Origin of the sequence: Paraburkholderia sp. (assembly GCF_004298475.1) — a bacterium.
Classification (GTDB): domain Bacteria; phylum Pseudomonadota; class Gammaproteobacteria; order Burkholderiales; family Burkholderiaceae; genus Paraburkholderia; species Paraburkholderia denitrificans.
In genome coordinates, this window is the sequence record NZ_SCRP01000002.1 from 251099 (window position 1) to 270526 (window position 19428).

At 66.8% G+C, this 19428-nt stretch carries 15 protein-coding genes; 5 read left to right on the top strand and 10 right to left on the bottom strand.

Going from position 1 to position 19428, the window contains the following annotated elements; all coding sequences use genetic code 11:
* Nucleotides 1-210: 210 nt before the first annotated feature.
* The 7 genes from kdsA to EPN59_RS01310 all read right to left on the bottom strand — a co-directional run bounded on the left by kdsA (nt 211) and on the right by EPN59_RS01310 (nt 9368).
* Nucleotides 211-1065 carry a 3-deoxy-8-phosphooctulonate synthase gene (gene kdsA / locus EPN59_RS01280; RefSeq protein WP_293042393.1) on the bottom strand — a complete coding sequence of 285 codons (855 nt, stop codon included), beginning with the start codon at nt 1063-1065 and terminating at the stop codon, nt 211-213.
* Nucleotides 1062-2723 (bottom strand): CTP synthase, encoded by a 1662-nt coding sequence (locus EPN59_RS01285; RefSeq protein WP_293042390.1) that lies wholly within the window; start codon nt 2721-2723, stop codon nt 1062-1064. The genes kdsA and EPN59_RS01285 overlap by 4 nt, the downstream gene beginning before the upstream one ends.
* A 245-nt stretch (nt 2724-2968) precedes the next feature.
* Entirely contained in the window at nt 2969-3772 is an 804-nt protein-coding gene (locus tag EPN59_RS01290) for an alpha/beta hydrolase (RefSeq protein ID WP_293042387.1), read from the bottom strand.
* Nucleotides 3773-3805: 33 nt separating this feature from the next.
* Nucleotides 3806-6484 (bottom strand): DNA internalization-related competence protein ComEC/Rec2, encoded by a 2679-nt coding sequence (locus EPN59_RS01295; RefSeq protein ID WP_293042384.1) that lies wholly within the window; start codon nt 6482-6484, stop codon nt 3806-3808.
* A 110-nt stretch (nt 6485-6594) separates the two neighbouring features.
* A complete protein-coding gene (locus EPN59_RS01300; RefSeq protein WP_293042381.1) occupies nt 6595-7383 on the bottom strand; it encodes a TatD family hydrolase in 789 nt (262 codons plus the stop codon).
* 7 nt (nt 7384-7390) lie between these two features.
* A complete protein-coding gene (lolD, locus tag EPN59_RS01305; protein WP_293042378.1) occupies nt 7391-8122 on the bottom strand; it encodes a lipoprotein-releasing ABC transporter ATP-binding protein LolD in 732 nt (243 codons plus the stop codon).
* A complete protein-coding gene (locus tag EPN59_RS01310; protein ID WP_293042375.1) occupies nt 8115-9368 on the bottom strand; it encodes a lipoprotein-releasing ABC transporter permease subunit in 1254 nt (417 codons plus the stop codon). Before EPN59_RS01310 ends, lolD begins: the two co-directional genes overlap by 8 nt.
* 366 nt (nt 9369-9734) lie before the next feature.
* Here EPN59_RS01310 and EPN59_RS01315 point away from each other — a divergent pair, with 366 nt between their 5' ends.
* The 5 genes from EPN59_RS01315 (at nt 9735) to EPN59_RS01335 (ending at nt 16606) form a co-directional block, all read left to right on the top strand.
* A complete protein-coding gene (locus EPN59_RS01315; protein WP_293042399.1) occupies nt 9735-10850 on the top strand; it encodes a regulator in 1116 nt (371 codons plus the stop codon).
* A 22-nt stretch (nt 10851-10872) separates the two neighbouring features.
* A complete protein-coding gene (gene recJ / locus EPN59_RS01320; RefSeq protein WP_293042372.1) occupies nt 10873-12603 on the top strand; it encodes a single-stranded-DNA-specific exonuclease RecJ in 1731 nt (576 codons plus the stop codon).
* Between the two features lie 141 nt (nt 12604-12744).
* Nucleotides 12745-13849 (top strand): peptide chain release factor 2 gene (prfB, locus tag EPN59_RS01325; protein WP_293042369.1). Its coding sequence is split into 2 segments (ribosomal slippage): nt 12745-12825 and nt 12827-13849, totalling 1104 coding nucleotides; the frame shifts between segments, so codons are not numbered across the junction.
* A gap of 110 nt (nt 13850-13959) precedes the next feature.
* The gene (gene lysS / locus EPN59_RS01330; protein WP_293042367.1) at nt 13960-15495 is read left to right on the top strand and encodes a lysine--tRNA ligase; all 1536 of its coding nucleotides are present in this window, start codon (nt 13960-13962) and stop codon (nt 15493-15495) included.
* 313 nt (nt 15496-15808) lie between these two features.
* Nucleotides 15809-16606, top strand: a complete 798-nt coding sequence (locus EPN59_RS01335; RefSeq protein ID WP_293042364.1) for a glycine zipper 2TM domain-containing protein — start codon at nt 15809-15811, stop codon at nt 16604-16606.
* A 101-nt stretch (nt 16607-16707) separates the two neighbouring features.
* Here EPN59_RS01335 and iscX read toward each other — a convergent pair whose 3' ends face one another.
* The 3 genes from iscX to hscA all read right to left on the bottom strand — a co-directional run bounded on the left by iscX (nt 16708) and on the right by hscA (nt 19349).
* Complete coding sequence (iscX, locus tag EPN59_RS01340; protein ID WP_293042362.1) at nt 16708-16905, bottom strand: Fe-S cluster assembly protein IscX; 198 nt, start codon at nt 16903-16905, stop codon at nt 16708-16710.
* A 22-nt stretch (nt 16906-16927) separates the two neighbouring features.
* Nucleotides 16928-17269 carry an ISC system 2Fe-2S type ferredoxin gene (gene fdx, locus EPN59_RS01345; RefSeq protein WP_293042359.1) on the bottom strand — a complete coding sequence of 114 codons (342 nt, stop codon included), beginning with the start codon at nt 17267-17269 and terminating at the stop codon, nt 16928-16930.
* A 208-nt stretch (nt 17270-17477) separates the two neighbouring features.
* Complete coding sequence (gene hscA, locus EPN59_RS01350; RefSeq protein ID WP_293042356.1) at nt 17478-19349, bottom strand: Fe-S protein assembly chaperone HscA; 1872 nt, start codon at nt 19347-19349, stop codon at nt 17478-17480.
* Nucleotides 19350-19428: the final 79 nt, after the last annotated feature.

Here is a 19428-nt window from a genome sequence, read left to right on the forward strand (position 1 = left end):
CTTGTGCAGCGCGGCGCACGCTTCGGCGCCGCTGCGCGGCCGATCGTGCGCCGCGTTTCTACTTCCGCGTTTCTCCTCCATCACGCCGCTCGTGCATCCAAAGCGGCGCGCACTACGTCACTGCAGCCAATTACTCAAATGCTGTCGCAAAACCACACGCAACCGGGCGCAATTACAAGTGACCACAAGTAACTGCGCCCGGCTGCGTAATCAGTTGAAATCGCTTTCGAGGAACGGTGCGCGCTTGACCGCCTGGTCGAGCGTCACGAGCGTTTCGAGCAAGTCTGCCATGCGGTTGAGCGGCACGGCGTTCGGACCATCCGATTTCGCCTCGGAAGGCTTCGGATGCGTTTCCATGAAGAGACCCGCCACGCCCGTCGCCACGGCCGCGCGCGCGAGCACCGGCACGAATTCGCGCTGGCCGCCCGAGCTCGTGCCCTGTCCGCCCGGCAGTTGCACCGAGTGAGTCGCATCGAACACGACCGGCGCGCCGGTCTCGCGCATGATCGCAAGCGAGCGCATATCCGAGACGAGATTGTTGTAACCGAACGAAACGCCGCGTTCGCACGCCATGAAGCGGTCTTCGGAGAGACCCGCTTCACGCGCGGCGTCGCGCGCCTTGTCGATGACATTCTTCATGTCGTGCGGCGCGAGAAACTGGCCTTTCTTGATGTTGACCGGCTTGCCCGAGCGCGCGCACGCGTGGATGAAGTCGGTCTGGCGGCACAGGAACGCAGGCGTTTGCAGCACGTCCACGACCGAGGCAACGGGTCCGATCTCTTCTTCGGTGTGCACGTCGGTCAGCACGGGCAGACCGAGCTGGCGCTTCACTTCGGACAGGATGCGCAGGCCCTCGTCCATCCCGAGGCCGCGAAACGACTTGCCGCTCGAGCGATTGGCCTTGTCGTACGACGACTTGTAGATGAACGGAATGCCGAGCTTCTCCGTGATTTCCTTCAGGCGGCCGGCGGTGTCGATCGTCATCTGCTCCGATTCGACGACACACGTGCCCGCGATCAGGAAAAACGGGCGGGAGAGCCCGACCTCGAAACCGCACAGATTCATGCTTTCTCCTCGGCACGCGAGAGCTGGTGCGCGAGCGCCGCTTCCACATACGCCTTGAAGAGCGGATGGCCGTCGCGCGGCGTGGACGTGAATTCGGGGTGGAACTGGACGCCGACAAACCACGGGTGCATCTCGCGCGACAGTTCCATCATCTCCGGCAGATCTTCGGTCGGCGTGCGGGCGCTGATGACGAGGCCGCCTGCTTCGAGCTTGGGCACGTAACCGTTGTTGACCTCATAACGGTGGCGGTGACGCTCGTTCACGTCCTTGCCGTAGATCTGCGATGCGAGCGTGCCGGGCTTGATCGGGCAGCGCTGCGAACCGAGGCGCATCGTGCCGCCGAGATCCGAGTTTTCGCTGCGCTTTTCGACCTTGCCTTCGCGGTCGGCCCATTCGGTGATGAGAGCGACCACGCGGTCGGGCGTATCCGGGTTGAATTCCGTGCTGTTCGCTTGCGCGAGGCCCACCACGTCGCGCGCGAACTCGATCACCGCGAGCTGCATGCCGAGGCAGATGCCGAGATACGGCACCTTCGCCTCGCGGGCGTAGCGGATCGCCTTGATCTTGCCTTCGGTGCCGCGACGGCCGAAGCCGCCCGGCACGAGGATCGCGTCGAGGTGCTTGAGGCTGTCCACGCCCTCTTCGTCGATCTGCTCGGAATCGATGTACTCGATGTTCACCTTCGTCGACGTCTTGATCGACGCGTGACGCAGCGCTTCGATGAGCGACTTGTACGACTCGGTCAGATCGACGTACTTGCCGACCATGCCGATCGTGACTTCGTGCTTCGGATGTTCGAGCTTCTCGACCATCTCCGCCCACATCGACAGGTCGGCGGGCTTCGGGGAGAGCTTGAGTTCTTCGCAGACGATCGAGTCGAGCCCCTGGTCGTGCAGCATCTGCGGGATCTTGTAGATGCTGTCCGCGTCCCAGACCGAGATCACGGCGTCCTGCGGCACGTTCGAGAAGAGCGAGATCTTCTGGCGCTCGTCGTCCGGAATCGGACGGTCGGCGCGGCACAGCAGCACGTTCGGATAGATACCGATTTCGCGCAGCTTCTGCACGCTGTGCTGGGTGGGCTTGGTCTTCAGCTCGCCCGCCGTCGCGATGAACGGCACGAGCGTGAGGTGCACGAAGCACGCACTGTTGCGGCCGAGGCGCAGGCTCATCTGACGCACGGCTTCGAGGAACGGCAGCGATTCGATGTCGCCCACCGTGCCGCCGATCTCGACGATCGCGACATCGGGCTCGCCGCACGTCGCGGATGCCGCGCCGCGCTCGACGAATGCCTGGATCTCGTTCGTGATGTGCGGGATGACCTGCACGGTCTTGCCCAGATAATCGCCGCGGCGCTCCTTGCGGATCACCGATTCGTAGATCTGGCCCGTGGTGAAGTTGTTGGCCTTGCGCATCTTCGTGCTGATGAAGCGCTCATAGTGGCCGAGGTCGAGGTCGGTTTCCGCTCCGTCTTCCGTCACGAACACTTCGCCGTGCTGAAACGGGCTCATCGTGCCGGGGTCGACGTTGATGTAGGGATCGAGCTTGAGGAGGGTGACTTTGAGACCGCGCGATTCGAGAATCGCGGCGAGGGAGGCGGCGGCAATACCCTTGCCAAGGGACGAAACTACGCCGCCGGTGACGAAAACATATTTGGTCATCGCTGAATGCTCGCGGGAAAAACGGATTATACCGTAAAGGCAGGGCTAACCCGGCTTTTCGCGCGAGCGGCGCAAGCCGCGATCAGGGCGCGATGTCGCACGCCCGTTCGGGAGCGGGAAGCGGCCTGAACCTCCCGTTGCCGCGTTGTGCGCGTGCACCCGCATACACCCGCATGCACCCGCGCGCGCCATGAACGCGCGGCCTCGGGCAGCGTCATGCAGCATCAGGCAGACGTCATACAGCATCAAGCGCCGTCGCCCATCGCGAACAGGAGCCGCTGCACGGCGCGGGCCGTTTCGATGGGCCGCTCCATCGGGTAAAGGTGGCTTCCCTCGATCCATTCGAAGCGCTCGCCCGCGACGCGTCGTGTCGCGTCGAGCCCGACCTGCCGGATCTCCCGCGACTTCGTGCCGGCGATGAACCCGACCGGCACGGGCGAGCCGTGGACGAGACGCGTGCCGAGCGTGTGCGGCAGCGTGCGATAGATCAAATACTCGGTGCGGCGATCGAACGCAAGCGTGCGCGTGCCGTCCGCCGAAGTCTGCGGAATGCCGAAGTCGACATAGTCGGACAGCACGCGCTCGTCCCAGCGCGCGAAGGCGGGCTTCGCATGGAAGTGCTGCCAGGCCTCGTCGCGGCTCTTCCAGGTCGTGCGGCGATTGCGCGTGACAGCCGCGGGCGAAAGGTGTTCGTCGAGCCCCGCCCACTGCGACATTCTGAGCATGCTGCTGCGCCATCCCGCGATCACCGGCGAATCGAGCATCACCACCCCGCGCACCCACTGCGGCCTCCTGAGCGCCGCCATCAGCGAAAGATAGCCGCCGAGCGAATGGCCCACGAGCCACACCGGATGCTCATAGTTGCGCTCGATGTCCTCCAGCAGCTGCTCGACGAGATGCGGCCAGTCGCGCGTGACCGGAAAGCGCGTGTCGTGCCCGATGCGCTCGATATAGCGCAACGCGTGGCCGTCGCCGAGTTCGGCGAACAGCGTGCGATAAGTCGAGGCCGGAAAGCCGTTAGCGTGGGAAAAGTGAATGACGTTCTTCAAAGGCTCGTTGTCTCCGTGTTGTTATAACCGCGGTTATATCGGCTCGACATCCGGTGCATCCATCCAGTAGCGGCGTTGCGTGTCGATGAAGCGCTCGACTGCGAGATCGCCCGGCCGGGCCTCGACGCGCACGGCGCCGTCGATATCGCTGCGCGCGAGGACGATGTCGCGCATGGCGTAGCGCGCGTACACGCCGGGATGCGGATGGTGAAAGCGGTTCAGGTAGCCTACCTGAAAAATGGCGACGAGCGGCCAGACAGAGTCGAGGAACGGCTCGGTCGACGACGTCCGGCTGCCGTGATGCGGCACGACGAGCACCTGGGCGCGCAGGCGATCGGGCGCACGGGAGACGAGCGTGCGTTCGGCGGCCGCTTCGATGTCGGCGGCAAGCAGCGCGGCGCTCGGCTCTCCGGGCGCGGTGGTCGAAACCCGCAGCACGCAGCTATGCGCATTCGGCTTGTGCACGAGCGGCCCGGCATCCGGCCAGAGCATTTCGAAGTCGACGCCGTCCCAGCGCCAGCGCTGGCCCGCCGCGCATTGCACGACTTGCGCGCCGGTTCGCCGTGCGCTTGTCAGTAACGGATGTTCCGGCCTGATGGCGGCGACGAACTGGTTCACCGCGATCTCGTCGAGCACGGCCTGCACGCCGCCCGAATGATCGGAGTCGTCGTGGCTGACGATCAGCATGTCGAGGCGCTCGACGCCGTGCGCGTGCAGATACGGCACCACGATGCGTTCACCGGCGTGAGTCGACTCCGGCCCCGGCCCGGCGTCGAAGAGCAGCGCGTGGCGGGCGGTTTGCACGAGCACCGATGTGCCCTGTCCGATATCGAGCGCAGTGAGGCGAAACGTGCCGGATGGCGGCCCCGCAGGCGCCGGAGCCAGGAGCGGCAGCCACATGAACGGCGCGATCCAGCGCAGCGGCCAGCCGCGCGGCGCGAGGCGCCACGCGACGCCCAATGCCGCGCAGGCGAGCGTCCATGCGTGCGGTTGCGGCAGGCGCAGCACGGCCCACGGCACGCTTTCGAACCGGCCCAGCACGACGGCAAGCACTTCGAGCAACGCGTGCGCCGCGCGCAACGCGAATGCATCGAGCGGCGGCGCAATCGCGACGCTCACAAGCACGGCGGGCGTCACGAGCGCGCTGACGATGGGAATGGCGAGCGCGTTCGCGAACGGGCCAACCAGCGGGATCTGCGCGAACCAGTATGCGGTGAGCGGCGCGAGCGCGATCGTCACGGCCCATTGCACGCGCGCGCCTCCCGTCAGTCGGCTCATCAACCGGTTCACCAGTCCGCGCGCGGCACCCGCAAGACCCGCGAGGAAACGGCGCTTGCGGGCGGCATCCGGCGGCGCATCCGGCGCATCGTCTGCCGGATAGACGAGTTCCGCCACATCGTCCGGACGGTTGTCCCAACGTGCGCCGGGCGCGCCTGTCACGACGAAGAGGATCGCCGCCACGGCGCAGAACGAGAGCCAGAACCCCGCCGCCGTCACAGCCCAAGGATCGCGGATCAGCACGAGCCCGAGCGCCCACGCGAGCACCTGCGAACGCGCCACATTGCGCCCGGTAAGCAGCGCGGCCGCAGCCACCGCCAGCATCCACAGCGCGCGCTGGACCGGCACGTTGAAGCCCGCGAGCGCGGCATGAACGGCCGCTGCGCACACCGCGCCCGCCACCGCGACTTTCTGGGCGGGGACGATCAGCGGCGCGTCGATTCCACGCCAGCGCGCACGCCGCCAGAGCGCACCCGCCGCCCAGCCCGCGAGCCCCGCGACGAATGCGAGATGCAGTCCCGAAATGGCCACGAGGTGGCTCGTGCCGGTATTGCGCAGCAGCCGCCAGTCGGCGGCGCTCACGGCGTCCTGTGCGCCAGTCGCCAGCGCGACGACGATGCCGCGATGCGGTTTGCCCGCCAGCACGGCGTCGATCCGTGCGCGCACCGCCGCGCGCCAGCGCTCGATCGCCGTGCCGATGCCACCCGCTTCGCCGGGCAATCGCAGCGCGCGCAGCGGTTCGCTCACATAGCCGGTCGCGCGGACACCGCGCGCGAGCAGCGCCGCTTCGGCGTCGCGCAAGCCGAAGTTACGCTCGCCGTGCGGACGTTTCAGGCGCACCGGCAAGCACCAGCGCGCGCCGGGCACGAGCGGCGGCAGCGGCGCGTCGCGCGCGACCCACGTGAGCTGGATCGTACGGGGAAGCACGGCGCCCGCATCAGGCGTGCCCCATGACTGCACCGCAAAGAGAAAACGTGCACGGCCTTCGGCGTAAGACGGCAGCCCGGCGACATAGCCCGTGACGTCGATATCGCGCTTCTCCCAGGCTGCGGGCAATGCGACGGCGAGGCGAAGTTGCGCACGGTACGCCGCGTATCCAAAGCCGATGCACGCCGCCGCGAGCCATACGGCCAGCCAGCCGCTCCAGCGCCGCCAGCGCCTCCTGCAACCGTAGTACCGGCCCGCCAGCGGGCGAGCACAGCACGCGCCCGCATCATCCGGACGACCACGCCCAAGCGAAACATCATGCAGATCGTTGTGCCTGCCGCACCCGCAGCCCGCCGCACCGGCCAACGCCCGTGCCGTCAATGCAGCCCAGGAGACGGCCGCCAGCGTCGCAACGACGAGCAAGAACCAGCCGTCTCGGCCTGGCAGCGCCGCCTGCCACTGAAGAAAGAGCACGCCGAGTGCAAATCCACCCCACACCGCCCGCATCCGGACTCCTCGCATCGAGGCGGCGCGAATCCTATGAACGATATGAACGGCGCGAACGACACGAACGCACCCTGCGCGGCCCCATCGCGCCGCATGCCGCCGTCGAACGATTATGCAGACGAAAGCGCAAGTCGCGGCAGCGCAGCCGCAACGTTAGCCGTTGTGCCAAGAGCGAGTTCTTCGGGCGTCAGGCCGCGCAGGCCTGCGAGCACCGCGCCGATACGCGGCACCTGGTCGGGCGTATTGCGCTCGCGATAAAGCCAGGCGGGCGCAATGTCCGGCGCATCGGTTTCCATCACGATCGCTTCGAGCGGCAATTGCTGTGCGAGCCGCCGGATCTGCAACGCGCGCTCGAACGTGACGTTGCCGCCGAAACCCAGATGGATCCCGTGATCGATGAAGGCATTCGCCTGCTGGAAGCTGCCGTTGAACGCGTGCGCGATGCCGCGATGCACGCCGTTGCGGCGCAGGCCTTTGAGCACCTGGTCCTGCGACTTGCGCACATGGCAGATCGCGGGCAGGTCGAATTCGCGCGCGAGCTTGAGTTGCGCGTCGTAGAAATGCTGCTGCCGGGCGTCGTCGAGTTCCGGCACGAAATAGTCGAGGCCAATCTCGCCGATGCCGACAAAGCGCGGATCGTCGAGACTCGCTTCGATCTCGCGGCGCAGCGCGTCGAGATCCTCGTCGCGCGCGCCGGGCGTATAGAGCGGATGAATGCCGAGCGCGTAGACCGCGCCCGGCACGCGATGCGCGAGCGCGCGCACCGTTGCGAACTTCTCGCGCGCAACCGCGGGAATCACGATGCGCGACACCCCCGCCGCGCGCGCCGCCGACACGACCGCATCGCGGTCCGCATCGAATTCGGCGGCGTCGAGATGGCAGTGCGTGTCGATCCACATGGCGCGCTCACACCGGGACGACCGGCTCCTCGTGCAGCACGCCGTCGCGCAGCCGCACGGTGCGGTCGCAGCGGGCTGCGAGATCCGGGTCGTGCGTGACGATCACGAAGCTCGTGTCGAACATATCGGACAGTTCGAGCATCAGGTTGAACACGGTGTCGGCGGTGCTGCCGTCGAGGTTGCCGGTCGGCTCGTCGGCCAGCACACACGCGGGCTTGGTCACGAGCGCGCGGGCAATCGCCACGCGCTGCCGCTCGCCGCCCGACAGTTGTCCGGGACGGTGCTTCGCGCGATGCGCGAGCCCCACGCGATCGAGCGTCGCGAGCGCCTCGCGGCGCGCGTCGTCCTGGGTCATGCGGCGAATCCGCAGCGGCATCGCGACGTTGTCGAGCGCCGTGAACTCCGGCAGCAGATGGTGGAACTGATAGACGAAGCCGAGCGCGCGGTTGCGCAGATCGTTGCGCTCGCGCTCGGAGAGTTCGGTAAACGGCTTGCCGAGCACCGAAACCTTGCCCGTGCCCGGCTCGTCGAGGCCGCCCAGCACGTGCAGCAGCGTGCTCTTGCCGGAGCCCGACGCGCCCACGATCGCGAGCTTCTCGCCGCGCCGCACCTTGAGTTCGGTGTGCCGGAGCACCTGCACTTCGAGCCCGCCCTGGCTGAACGTCTTCGAGATGCCATGCGCTTCGAGCACATAGGGATAATCGCCCGCAGCAGCGAGCAGCGATTGACGGTCATTCATAGCGCAGTGCCTCCGCAGGACGAACCTTGGCCGCGCGCCAGCTCGGATAGAGCGTCGCAAGCGCGGACAGCACGAACGCAATCAGGCCGATGCGGATCACGTCGGAGGCGACGAGTTCCGAAGGCAGCTCGCTGATGAAGTAGACGGAAGGCGGCAGGAACTGCACGCCGAGCACGTGCTCGATCATCGGCACGAGCCACGGAATGCTCCACGCGATCAGGCAGCCGAGCGCGATGCCGATGCCGGTCCCGACGAAGCCGATCGTCACGCCCTGCACGACGAAGATCTTCATGATCGACCCGGGCTGCGCGCCGAGCGTGCGCAAGATGGCGATGTCGGCCTGCTTGTTGGTGACGGTCATCACGAGCGACGACACGAGATTGAACGCGGCCACGGCAATGATGAGCGTGAGGATGATGAACATCATGCGCTTTTCGATCTGCACCGCCGAGAACCACGTCTTGTTCTGCTGGGTCCAGTCGCGGATGTACAGGTCGCCCGTCAGCGTGTGTACGAGCTGGCGCGCGACCGTGGGCGCGCGCTGCATGTCCTTCAGGCGCAGGCGCACGCCGGTCGGCGCGGGCAGGCGGTAGAGCACCTGGGCATCGCGGATATTCACGAGCGCGAGCGTGCTGTCGTACTCGTAGTGCCCCGATTCGAACACGCCGGCCACCGTGAACTGCTTCAGGCGCGGCAGCATGCCCGCAGGCGTGATCGATCCTTCGGGCGCGACGAGCGTGACCTTGTCGCCGGTCTGCACGCCGAGGCTCGACGCGAGATCGGCGCCCAGCACGATGCTGAAACTGCCCGGCGTCAGGTCGTTCAGGCTGCCCGCTTTCATTTCCTTGCCGATGTCGGAGACTTGCGGCTCCTCCGATGGCTCGACCCCGCGCAGCGCGACGCCGCTCACGCTGTCACCGCGCGTGAGCAGCGCCTGCGCATCCACGTAGGGCGCGGCGCCGATCACCTCGGGATTGGCCTTCGCCTCTTTCGCGGTCAGTTGCCAGTCGGGCATCGAACCGGCCGGGGAGAAAATCTCGATGTGCGCGAGCACGGAGAGCATGCGGTCGCGCACGTCGCGCTGGAACCCGTTCATCACCGAGAGCACGACGATCAGCGCCGCGACGCCGAGCGCGATCCCCGACATCGAAACGAGCGCGATGAACGAGATGAACCCGTTGCCGGACGTGCGCTTGCCGGCGCGGGTGTAGCGCCAGCCTATCTGCCATTCGTAGGGAAGTTTCAAGCGAATCCTTATCTGCGTCTTCATGATGCGGCCGAGGCGGCGCGTGCGTGCGCACCGCCGCTGCGCCTGGTCAAACCAAGTACCAACCAGGCACCAGCCAGGCACCGACCGCTGACTGCCACCCCGCTTGCGCGGCGCGGCGGCCAAACGCGAAGTTTGCCACATCGGCACACCAATACGCCCCATGAACCGGTGGCGCGCGAACCGCACGCACCTCTTTCGAGCAAAAATTCGCACACAAGTGCCGGATACATACGACGGGACGCATTCTGGACACGCACTGAACACACACTGGACACGCACAGCGGCGCGCGATCGGGCTACACGATGCCGCGGCATGCCCCGCAGCCGGAGCGCCGAAGTACAATTCCGCCCATCATGCCCGTTGACCGACTTCACCTTCTCATTCCGTTCGCGCTGCCGTCTGCGGCAGTGGCCTCAACCGCCCTCGCCGGTCTCGACACGCCCGCGCTCGACAAACTCATCGCTCGCGCCAGTTCGGGCGAAACCGTCATCGGCGAGGATTTTCAGCGCACCCTGCCGCACGAGCGCTGGGTGGCCAAGCAATTCGGCGTGACCGGCGCGGCAAACACGTCCGCTGCCGCCGACGAAGCGCCGCTCGCTCCCTACATGCTGCTTGCCGACGGCGGCACGCCCGGCGACACCGCCTGGGCGTGCGTGCAGCCGGTGCACGTGCGCATCGCGCACGACCATCTGGTCCTGATCGACCCGGCCGCGCTCGATCTCACCGATGCCGACGCCGCCACGCTCTACGCCGCAGCGAAGCCGCTGATCGAAGAACTCGGCGTGCAGGTCGTCGCGCCGACGCCGTATCGCTGGTATCTCGCGAGCGACGCGTTCGGCATGCTCACCGGCGCGTCGCCGCTGCGCGCGAGCGGGCGCAACATCGAAATCTGGCTTCCGCACGAGGCCGGTTCGGGCAAGCGTTCGCGCGCCTGGATGAAGGCGCAGAACGAAGTGCAGATGGCATGGCACGAGCACCCCGTCAACGAGGCGCGCGAAGCGCATGGCCTGCCCGCCGTCAATTCGATCTGGCTGCATGCCCAGGGCACGATGCGCCCGGTGCAAAGCCCGTTCGCGCGCGTGCGCTCCGATGCCGCCGCCACACGCGGGCTCGCGCTTGCGGCAGGCGTCGATGCGGGCAGCGCGCCCTCGACCTTCGCCGCGTTCGCCACGTCCGCGTCCGGCTCGACAGGCACCAGCGGCGGCACGACGCTCGTCGAACTCGACCCGTTTTCCGCGCCGTTCATCGACCAGGACTGGGGCCGCTGGAACGCGGCCTTCGCCGATCTGGAGCGCGAGTGGTTCGCGCCCGCGCTCGCGGCGCTGCAGACGGGCGAGCTTCGCGCGCTCGGCCTCACGCTGTGCGGCGACACCGGCTCGGTCGATCTCACGATCACGCGCGGCGATCTGCGCAAGCTCTGGCGGCGGCGCGTCCTTGCCTCGCTCTTCATCGAATAACCTCCCGACCGAGCCGTCCCGCATGACCCGAATCGTCACCCGCGCCTCCGCCCCCGCGGACACCGAAGCGCTCGTTCGCCACGGCCTGCATCCGGTCCTCGCACGGCTCTATGCGTCGCGCGGCGTCTGCCAGCCCGACGAAATCGAAACCGGCCTCGCGCGCCTCATGCCGCCCGCCGCGATGAAGGGCGTCGACGAAGCCGCCGTGCTGCTCGCCGACGCGCTCGCCGCGAACCGCCGCATGCTGGTCGTCGCCGACTACGACTGCGACGGCGCGACCGCCTGCGCCGTGGCCGTGCGCGGGCTGCGCATGCTCGGCGCGCAGATCGACTACCTCGTGCCGAACCGCTTCGAGTACGGCTACGGCCTCACGCCGGAGATCGTCGCGCTCGCGACGCAGCGCCGGGAGGGCACGCCCGGCACGTTCGGCACACAGCGGCCCGAGCTGCTGATTACCGTCGACAACGGTATCGCAAGCGTCGAGGGCGTAGCCGCGGCCAACGCACTCGGCATCGACGTGCTCGTCACCGATCACCACCTGCCCGGCGACACGCTGCCCGCCGCGCGCGCGATCGTGAATCCGAACCAGCCTGGGTGCACGTTCGAAAGCAAGTGCATCGCGGGCGTCGGCGTGATGTTCTACGTGCTGCTCGCGCTGCGCGCGGAACTGCGCCGCCGCGGCGTGTTCACCGAAGCGCGCCCCGAACCGCGCCTCGACGGCCTGCTCGATCTCGTGGCGCTCGGCACCATCGCCGACGTCGTGAAGCTCGATGCCAACAACCGCGTACTGGTCGCGCAAGGGCTCCAGCGCATTCGCAACGGCCGCATGCAGCCCGGCATCGCGGCCCTCTTTCGCGCCGCGGGCCGCGAAGCGCGGACCGCGTCGGGATTCGACCTCGGCTTCGCGCTCGGGCCGCGCCTGAATGCGGCGGGCCGCCTCTCCGACATGTCGCTCGGCATCGAGTGCCTGACCACCGACGATGTCGGCCGCGCGTGGGCGCTCGCACAACAGCTCGACGCCATGAACCGCGAGCGCCGCGAAATCGAGGCCGGGATGCAGCAGCAGGCGCTCGCCGATCTCGCCGACGTCGATCCCGAGGGCACCGCCACGCTCACCCTCTTCAATCCGGCGTGGCATCAGGGCGTGATCGGGATCGTCGCGGGCCGGCTCAAGGAGAAATTCCATCGCCCGTCCTTTACGTTCGCACTTGCCGACGACGGCGGCGCATGCGTAAAGGGCTCGGGCCGCTCGATCCCCGGGTTCCATCTGCGCGACGCGGTCGATCTGATCAGCAAGCGCGAGCCGGGCCTCATCCACAAGTTCGGCGGCCACGCGATGGCGGCCGGCCTCACGATCGCCACGGCCGACGTGCCGCGCTTCGCCGCCGCGTTCGAGCGCGTGGGCCGCGAGTGGCTCTCGGCCGAGGCGCTCGCACGCACCGTCGAGACCGACGGCGACCTCGAAGACGCCTATTTCACGCCGGATTTCGTCGAGATGCTCGACGCGGCAGTTTGGGGCCAGGGCTTCCCGGCGCCGATGTTCGCGGGCGAATTCGAGGTGGCGTCGCAGGCGCTCGTGAAGGACAAGCATCTGAAGCTGCAACTGTTGCGCGGACGCCAGCGCTTCAACGCGATCTGGTTCAATCACACGGAATCGCTGCCGCAGCACACGACGCTCGCCTACCGGCTCGTGCGCGACACGTGGAACGGCGTGTCGCGCGTGCAGCTCGTCGTGGAGCACGCTGCGGACTGAGCGGGGCGCGAGGTCGGGTGGACAGCCAGGCGCACAGCCGGACGCAGGGCCAGATGCACAGCCGGGCGGGCGGCGGCGGCCCCCTTGGAGAGGGGGCAATCGGCTATAATTGCGTGTTTTACGCCCCGGATTACGACACAAATGGAAGCGGAACGTCTTAACGCGATCGAAGCCTCTTTGGCGGACCTGCGCACGCGCGCAGGCGAGCTACGGGGGTATCTTTGACTACGATGCCAAGTCCACGCGTCTAGTCGAAGTCAACCGCGAACTCGAAGACCCCGACGTCTGGAACGACGCGAAGCACGCACAGTCGCTCGGCAAGGAAAAGAAGCTGCTCGAGAACGTGGTGCTGGCGCTCGCGGGCATCGAGAACGACGTGCGCGACACCCAGGATCTCTTCGACATGGCGCGCGAGGAAGGCGACGAAGCCACGCTCGCCGCCTGCGAAGCCGACGCGGCAGCGATCGAGAAGCGCGTCGCCGACGTCGAGTTCCGCCGCATGTTCGCGAACCCGGCCGACCCCAATAACGCATTCATCGACATCCAGGCCGGCGCGGGCGGCACCGAAGCCTGCGACTGGGCTTCGATGCTGCTGCGCCAGTACCTGCGCTACTGCGAGCGCAAGGGCTTCAAGACCGAAGTGCTCGAAGAGTCCGAAGGCGACGTCGCGGGCATCAAGAGCGCGACCATCAAGGTCGAAGGCGAATACGCCTACGGCTTCCTGCGCACCGAAACCGGCATTCACCGCCTCGTGCGCAAGTCGCCGTTCGATTCGTCGGGCGGACGCCATACGTCGTTCTCGTCGGTGTTCGTCTACCCCGAGGTCGACGAGTCGTTCGAGATCGACGTCAACCCGGCCGATCTGCGCATCGACACGTTCCGCGCGTCCGGCGCGGGCGGTCAGCACATCAACAAGACCGACTCCGCCGTGCGTATCACGCACATGCCCTCGGGGATCGTCGTGCAGTGCCAGAACGACCGCTCGCAGCACCGCAACCGCGCGGAAGCCATGGCAATGCTCAAGTCGCGCCTCTACGAAGCCGAGATTCGCAAGCGCCAGGCGGAGCAGGACAAGCTCGAAGCGGGCAAATCGGACGTGGGCTGGGGTCACCAGATCCGCTCCTACGTGCTCGACAACAGCCGCATCAAAGACCTGCGCACCAACGTCGAAATCAGCAACACCAAGGCCGTGCTCGACGGCGATCTCGACGATTTCATCAGCGCGAGCCTGAAACAGGGCGTCTAAGCGGGCGTCTAACGCGCCGTCGCGGCTTTCCTGGCCGCGACGGCGCAATCCGTGCAGCACGGCACGCCTTGCGCGGACCATCGAATCCGAATCACCGAACCGAAGCCATCATGACCGAACCGACCCAGCCGACCGCAGCCAGCCCCGCGCCCGAACTGGACGACAACCAGATCATCGCCGAGCGCCGCGAAAAGCTGCGCGCGCTGCGCGAGGCCGGTGTCGCCTACCCCAACGACTTCCGTCCGGAACACCGCGCCGCCGACCTGCAGCGCGAACACGCCGACACCGACAAGGACGCACTCGAAGCACAGGCGCTGGAAGTCTCGATCGCGGGCCGCATGATGCTCAAGCGCGTGATGGGCAAGGCGAGCTTCGCCACGGTGCGCGACGGCTCGGGCCAGATCCAGTTCTTCGTCACGCCCGCCGATGTCGGCGAAGCGACTTACGAAGCGTTCAAGAAGTGGGACCTGGGCGACATCGTCGCCGCGCGCGGCGTGCTGTTCCGCACGAACAAGGGCGAGCTGTCGGTGCGCTGCACCGAACTGCGTCTGCTCGCGAAGGCGTTGCGTCCGCTTCCGGACAAGTTCCACGGCCTCGCCGATCAGGAGATGCGCTATCGCCAGCGCTACGTCGACCTGATCGTCACGCCCGAATCGCGCAAGACGTTCGTTGCGCGCACGAAGGCCATTTCGTCGGTGCGCCGCTTCATGGCCGACGCCGACTTCATGGAAGTCGAAACGCCGATGCTGCACCCGATCCCGGGCGGCGCGGCAGCCAAGCCGTTCGTCACGCATCACAATGCGCTCGACATGCAGATGTTCATGCGCATCGCGCCCGAGCTTTATCTGAAGCGCCTCGTTGTCGGCGGCTTCGAGCGCGTCTTCGAGATCAACCGGAATTTCCGTAACGAAGGCGTGTCGCCGCGTCACAATCCGGAATTCACGATGATGGAGTTCTACGCCGCGTACACGGACTACACGTGGCTCATGGACTTCACCGAAGCGCTGATCCGCCAGGCCGCGATCGACGCGCTCGGCAGCGCCGTCGTGACCTATCAGGGCCGCGAACTCGATCTGTCGAAGCCGTTCCACCGCCTGACGATCACGCAGGCGATCCAGAAGTACGCGCCGCAGTACACCGACGCGCAACTCGCCGACGCCGCCTTCCTGCGCACCGAACTGAAGAAGTTCGGCGTCGATGCAAACCAGCCCGCGTTCCTGAACGCCGGTGTCGGCTCGCTGCAGCTTGCGCTGTTCGAAGAGACGGCCGAGTCGCAACTGTGGGAGCCGACCTATATCATCGACTACCCGGTGGAAGTGTCGCCGCTCGCGCGCGCATCGGACACGCAGGCGGGCATCACCGAACGCTTCGAGCTCTTCATCACGGGCCGCGAAATCGCAAACGGCTTCTCGGAACTCAACGACCCGGAAGACCAGGCCGCGCGCTTCAAGAAGCAGGTCGAGCAGAAGGACGCAGGCGACGAGGAAGCCATGTACTACGACGCCGACTACATCCGTGCGCTCGAGTACGGCATGCCCCCGACGGGCGGCTGCGGCATCGGCATCGACCGCCTCGTGATGCTGCTCACGGACAGCCCGAGCATCCGCGACGTCATTCTCTTCCCGCACCTGCGCCGCGAAGACTAAGCCGACTGCACCAAGCCGACTGCGCCGACTAAGCTACCAGGCGCAGTTCGCCAGAACGCCATCGGGGCGCATGCGGTTCAGGCCGCATGCGCCCCGATCGTTTGTAACCATCGGTAAAAGCTACCAGGGTCCGTCCCCTGCCCGGTACGGCGCTTGAATCGGTAGAGCAAGCAGGCATGCGCTGCGGCAGCTTCCGGTGCGTCGGTGAGTCATGCCGGCCGAGGGCATGCGTTACAAATTGAAACGCGCCCTGATTCGATCTGGCTCACACTGGCGTTTATACGCAGCAACTCTGCGATAGACGGAGCCTGTTATGAACCAGACCGATCCGAACCTCATCCCCAAGCGCCGATTGAACCCGCTGATCGCGACGGCAGCAGCCGCCGTCATCGTGGCGAGCCTCGCGGCCACCGCAGCCATTACCGGCGTCTTCCCGAAGGCGTCCAGCAACACCGGACAAACCGATCAGACGCAAACCGGCCAGACGGCCATGATGGCGTCGCCGTCGGTGATCGATTCGACGCAGCCTGCGCCGAAGGTCCAAGGCGCGCAGATCGCGCAGAACGGCGCGCCTGCTACCGGCCAGGCGACGGCCACGACGGGTGCACCGCCCGCTCAATACGCACAGCAGCCGCAGCCGACACAGCAGCCGACGCAGCAGCCGACGCAGCAGCCGATGCAGCAGCAGCTGCAGCCGACACAGCAGCCGACACAGCAGCCGACGCAACAACCGATGCAACAGCAGTACGGGCAGCAAGGGCGGCAAGCCCACGCGCCGTGCGAGTCGTGCGGCACGGTCGAAGCCATTTCCGCGGTCAAGCATGAAGGCCACGGCACCGGCATCGGCGCGGTGGGCGGCGCAGTGGCAGGCGGCGTGGTCGGCAACCAGTTCGGCTCTGGCAACGGCCGCGTGGCGATGACGCTGCTCGGCGCACTCGGCGGCGGCGTGGGCGGCAACGCAATCGAAAAGCACCTGCGGAGCACCACGAGCTATTCGGTGCGCGTGCACATGGACAGCGGCAAGACGCGCTACTTCAGCTACCGGCAGCCGCCGCCGTTCCAGCAAGGCGAGCACGTGCGCATCTCGCACGGCACGCTGGTCGCGGGCTGACGCCAGTTTGTCCTGACGCCGCTGCAAAGAAAAAAGGCGATTCGCCCGTGGGGCGAATCGCCTTTCTCACTTCCTGAAGCCGGGAAAACCCAGAGGAAGTCTCAGTAGTCCGCGTCTTCGATCCAGGCAGCCTGAATCGCCTCCAGGATCTTTTCGTTCGAGCGCTCCGGATCGTCATCGAAGCCTGTTAGCTCCATGATCCAGCGGTGCAGGTCGGTGAAGCGCACATACTGCGGATCGACTTCCGGGTGCGTGTCCGTCAATGCCATCGCGATATCCTGCGTATCGGTCCATTTCATGGCTGCCCGCTCCTCTTTTGTCTCAGTGGTTTTCCTTCGCATGATTGATCGAGTAACGCGGAATCTCGATCACCAGGTCGCCTTCTTCCGGCACGATGGTCTGACACGACAAACGCGAAGTCGGTTCGAGACCCCATGCCTTGTCGAGCAAGTCGTCCTCGGCGTCGTCGGACGGTTCGAGTGTGTTGAAGCCTTCGCGCACGATCACGTGACAGGTCGTGCACGCGCAAGACTGCTCGCACGCATGCTCGATCTCGATCCCATGTTCGAGCAGCGTGCTGCACACGCTCTCGCCCGCTTTCGCCTCGATTACCGCGCCCTCCGGGCACAGTTCGGCATGGGGCAGCACCACGATTTGAGGCATTGTGAATTCCGTTTCCAATAGCGTTGGTACCGGGCGCTGTGCCCCGTCTCAGACGGCGGCCTGCGTCCATTCTACTGGCGCGCTGCGTTTTTCCACATCGGGAAAGCACGCACGCGCCGCTTCACTCATGTTTCATTCATGCCCGATCTGCTCGCGCTTCACGGGCGTACTTCACGGGCGTACTTAACAGGCCTTATTTCAACGGCATTCAGCCGATTTCGTCGAGCCGCTTGCCCGCCAGCGCCCGCTTGATGCCCTTGTTCATGCGGCGCGCGGCGAAATCGTCGGTGCCTTCGGACAGCGCCTTCGTCGCGGCCTCGATCGCGTTCGTATCCTCGCCCTGCGCGATCGTGCGCAACGCATCGATCAGGGCGTCGAGCTGCTGGCGCTCGTCGGCGTCGAGCAGTTCGCCGTCGGTGGCGAGCGCCGCCACGGTCGCCTCGATGATGCGTTCGGCTTCCACCTGCGCCTCGCGCAGCGCACGCGCGCGCATGTCGACTTCAGCGGTCTTGAAGCTGTCTTCGAGCATCCTCGCGATGTCGTCGTCGGCGAGGCCATAGGACGGCTTCACCACCACCGACGCCTCCACGCCCGAATGCTGCTCGCGCGCGAACACCGAAAGCAGGCCGTCCGCATCGACCTGATAGGTCACGCGGATGCGCGCCGCGCCCGCGGCCATCGGCGGAATGCCGCGCAGCTCGAAGCGTGCGAGCGAGCGGCAGTCGGCAACCAGCTCGCGCTCGCCCTGGACGACGTGAATCGCCATCGCCGTCTGGCCGTCCTTGAACGTCGTGAAGTCCTGGCCACGCGCGACCGGAATGGTCGAGTTGCGCGGGATGATCTTCTCGACGAGGCCGCCCATCGTCTCCACGCCGAGCGACAGCGGGATCACGTCGAGCAGCAGCCAGTCTTCTTCGCGCCCGCGGTTGCCCGCGAGCAGGTCGGCCTGAATCGCCGCGCCGAGCGCAACGACCTGGTCGGGGTCGAGATTCGTGAGCGGCGGCTGGCCGAAGAACCGCTCGACCGCGCGGCGGATCACCGGCATGCGCGTCGCGCCGCCCACCAGCACCACGCCCTTCACGTCCTTCGGCGTGACCTTCGCGTCGCGCAGCGCCTTTCGCGTCGGCGTGAGCGTGCGTTGCACGAGCGTTTGCGTGAGCGCTTCGAAGCGCGGCTCGTCGATCGTTAGCGTGATCTGCCTGCCGCTCGACAGTGTGACGTCGATGCGTGCCTCGGACGCCGACGAGAGCGCTTCCTTGGCGTCACGCGCGCGATCGAGCATGAAGCGCACGTCTTCGGGCGCGAGCGTGGCCGCGTCGATGCCGGCCTGCTCCAGCACGTAAGCGAACAGCGCCTGATCGAAGTCGTCGCCGCCGAGAGCCGAATCGCCGCCCGCCGCGAGCACTTCGAAGACGCCCTTCGTGAGCTTGAGGATCGACAGGTCGAACGTGCCGCCGCCGAGATCGTAGACCGCGTAGAGGCCTTCCGCGCCGTTGTCGAGGCCGTAGGCAATCGCCGCCGCCGTCGGTTCGTTCAGGAGGCGCAGGACGTTCAGTCCTGCAAGACGCGCGGCGTCTTTCGTCGCCTGGCGCTGCGCCTCGTCGAAATACGCGGGCACCGTGATGACCGCGCCCACGAGGTCGTCGCCGAGCGTGTCTTCGGCGCGCTGGCGCAGCGTCGCGAGGATTTCCGCCGAGACTTCGACGGGGCTCTTCACGCCGTCGACGGTCTGGATCTGCACCATGCCCGGCGCATCGACGAATTCATACGGCGCGTTCACGGCCCCTTCGACATCGGCCTTGCCGCGGCCCATGAAACGCTTGACCGAGACGATCGTGTTGCGCGGATCGCTCGCGGCTTCCGCCTTCGCCGTGCGGCCGATGCGGCGGCCGCCGTTCGCGAGATAGCGGACCACGGAGGGCAGCAGCACGTGGCCTGCCTCGTCGGGCAGCACGTCGGGCACGCCGCTGCGCACCGCGGCGACCAGCGAGTTCGTCGTGCCGAGGTCGATGCCGACCGCGAGTCGCCGTTGATGCGGCGCCGGCGCCATGCCGGGTTCGGAGATTTGAAGTAATGCCATCTGTGTGATCTTTTGCTGGCCTCGCGGCCCTTCTAATCCGTGTTTTACTTCCTGCCTGCCGCACTAGCCCCGTCAGCCG

Coding starts and splice junctions, on each gene's coding strand:
- kdsA (WP_293042393.1), bottom strand. CDS start 1,065: ATGAATCTGTGCGGTTTCGAGGTCGGGCTCTCCCGCCCGTTTTTCCTG.
- EPN59_RS01285 (WP_293042390.1), bottom strand. CDS start 2,723: ATGACCAAATATGTTTTCGTCACCGGCGGCGTAGTTTCGTCCCTTGGC.
- EPN59_RS01295 (WP_293042384.1), bottom strand. CDS start 6,484: ATGCGGGCGGTGTGGGGTGGATTTGCACTCGGCGTGCTCTTTCTTCAG.
- EPN59_RS01300 (WP_293042381.1), bottom strand. CDS start 7,383: ATGTGGATCGACACGCACTGCCATCTCGACGCCGCCGAATTCGATGCG.
- lolD (WP_293042378.1), bottom strand. CDS start 8,122: ATGAATGACCGTCAATCGCTGCTCGCTGCTGCGGGCGATTATCCCTAT.
- recJ (WP_293042372.1), top strand. CDS start 10,873: ATGACCCGAATCGTCACCCGCGCCTCCGCCCCCGCGGACACCGAAGCG.
- lysS (WP_293042367.1), top strand. CDS start 13,960: ATGACCGAACCGACCCAGCCGACCGCAGCCAGCCCCGCGCCCGAACTG.
- EPN59_RS01335 (WP_293042364.1), top strand. CDS start 15,809: ATGAACCAGACCGATCCGAACCTCATCCCCAAGCGCCGATTGAACCCG.
- iscX (WP_293042362.1), bottom strand. CDS start 16,905: ATGAAATGGACCGATACGCAGGATATCGCGATGGCATTGACGGACACG.
- fdx (WP_293042359.1), bottom strand. CDS start 17,269: ATGCCTCAAATCGTGGTGCTGCCCCATGCCGAACTGTGCCCGGAGGGC.
- hscA (WP_293042356.1), bottom strand. CDS start 19,349: ATGGCATTACTTCAAATCTCCGAACCCGGCATGGCGCCGGCGCCGCAT.